The organism is Allobosea sp. ASV33 (assembly GCF_016428755.1).
Taxonomy (GTDB): domain Bacteria; phylum Pseudomonadota; class Alphaproteobacteria; order Rhizobiales; family Beijerinckiaceae; genus Allobosea.
In genome coordinates, this window is the sequence record NZ_JAELTI010000212.1 from 1 (window position 1) to 424 (window position 424).

Consider the following 424-nt stretch of genomic DNA (forward strand, 5'->3'; position numbering starts at 1 on the left):
ACGCAAAGCCTGGGCACGCATCAGCCTCTCGATGCGATGCAGGCCGCAATCGATGCCTTCCGCCAGCACGTCCCGCCAGACACGTCTGGCACCATAGGTCCGATCCGAACCAAGGAAGCTTGCCCGGACCCTGTTGCCGATTTCCTCGTCGTCGCATGCTCGACGGCTCGGTGATCGGTTGAGCCAGACATGGAAGCCCGAGCGCGACACATCCAGCGCTTCGCAAAGCCATGCCACCGGCCAGATTCCCCGGTGCTTCGCAATGAACGTGAACCTCATGTCACGTCCTTCGCGAAGTAGGCCGCGGCCTTTTTTAGAATATCGCGCTCCGCCTTGAGCTTGGCCACCTCGCGCCGCAGCTGCTCGATCTCAAGCTGCTCCGGCTTCATCTGGCCATGGCCGGGAAAGGCCTGCGCAGGGTCGG

1 pseudogene is annotated in these 424 nt (G+C 62.7%); it reads right to left on the bottom strand.

Features of this window, described 5'->3' with window-relative positions:
* A pseudogene (locus JHD80_RS27160) lies at nt 1–424 on the bottom strand (IS3 family transposase); the annotation flags it as partial.